The 1,655-nt window shown below is 26.2% G+C and carries 1 protein-coding gene; it reads right to left on the reverse strand.

The features are described 5' to 3' along the window. Nucleotides 1–58 precede the first annotated feature (58 nt). Nucleotides 59–1,375, reverse strand: coding sequence for a hypothetical protein (locus X274_RS09875; protein WP_047266668.1), 1,317 nt, complete (start codon nucleotides 1,373–1,375; stop codon nucleotides 59–61). Between the last annotated feature and the right edge of the window lie 280 nt (nucleotides 1,376–1,655).

Below are 1,655 nucleotides of genomic sequence, written 5' to 3' on the forward strand. Positions count from 1 at the left end.
TAAGTATTGTGTAAAAATATGTATATATCAAAGAAAGAAATACAAATAATGGAAAAAACTAAAAAGAACTAAAAAACTTAGACGCTTTAATTTTAATAAATTTGGCAGACTTAAAAATATAAATAAAAGGTTTTGGAAAATAAGAAGAACAAAGAAAAGAATGAATAGAAACATTAGAATCAAACCAAAAAAGTTTAAAAAGAAAAGAAGAAAGTTTAATTTCAAATTTAAGCAAATGATTAAAATTTCTAAAATAATGAGTGTTTCTAAAAGAAAATTTATTTGAATTAATGGCGTTAATATTTTCAATACGTTTTCTAAAACGATAAATGAAATTAAAAATAGGAGAAGAAGGGATTTTTGAACGTAAAATATTAAATTTAAAAGATTGATAATATTGGATATTGGGAATAATAGGAACCCAGAATCTGCCAGAACAATAAGAATTCAAATTGCAATTTTTTCTAAAAGGACAGATAAAACGGTGACGATTTCTGGAATAATCATTACCATCAGAATGCAAAAAATGATTAGAAAGAGAGCAAAAAAGTCTATAATCTTTGATTTTAATATGACTTAATTTAGAAAAAGAAGAGAATTTTTTTAAAGGGATAAAGGGAATAGCTCCAGCAGAAATAATATTATGAAAATTAGAAATAGAATCATAACCTTTATCCAGAACAAAAAAGACATAAATACCTTTAGAAGAACAAAAACGAATAAAAGATTTAATATTATCAAAAATCAAATCCTGAAAAACAGAAATATCGTGATAATTAGCAGGGCGAAAAACAGAAAAAAGGTTAAAATAAAAAGGAAAAACAATATCAACATGATGAAAACGAATACCAAATTTATTGTTATAAAATTTATTATGAGAATGAATTATACCTTTAGGGACATTACCCTCAACAAGAATAGGTTGAGAATCAACAGAAAGAACAATAAAACCAAGTTTTTTAAAAACGAAAGAAAAACGGTTAAAATAAGCTTTAACAAGAGCAAGTTTAAAAGAATTCAAAAGAGATAACAAATTAGAAAGACCAATGCGCCTTTTAAAATAAAAATAAGTAGTATAACACGGAACTGAATCACGAAAACCACAAAGTTGTAAATATTCTGGTGGGACAACAGATAAAATATCTCTAGACGAAGTAAATCCATCTTCAGAAAAAACAGAGTTAAGAAGGAAAAATAATCGTAAAAGAGAAGTAGGATCATAAGGAGAATTCTTATTAGGTTTATGAGAATAAAAAGAAATAAGAAAATTAAAAAGTTTGTCCATATTGAGGGAATTAAAAGCGTCAGAAGTTATACTAAAAAGTTTGTCATTTAAATTGTCCAAAACAAAAACATTTCTAGAACTTCTGAACATGGTATCACCTCCAATAAGTTTTGGGTACAATATAATAATACTACAAAAGTAAATCAACACCAAGTGTGGGGGTGATGCCCTTTTTCGAAATAGCTTATAATCAATATTCTGTAAATTGAATTTACACAATGAAAATAAAAAATACCTAAGGGGGGTATAGGGGCCGCCGCATTGGTAATCCATGCCGTGCGGCTCTTTTTTATTTTATTTTCTTTTTTTCTTTCTTTTTATTTTAACTTTTGCATTAGGAAATGTTTGTTTCAATTTCTTTTCGATATTT

Origin of the sequence: Marinitoga sp. 1155 (assembly GCF_001021175.1) — a bacterium.
Lineage (GTDB): Bacteria > Thermotogota > Thermotogae > Petrotogales > Petrotogaceae > Marinitoga.

Coding starts and splice junctions, on each gene's coding strand:
- X274_RS09875 (WP_047266668.1), bottom strand. CDS start 1,375: ATGTTCAGAAGTTCTAGAAATGTTTTTGTTTTGGACAATTTAAATGAC.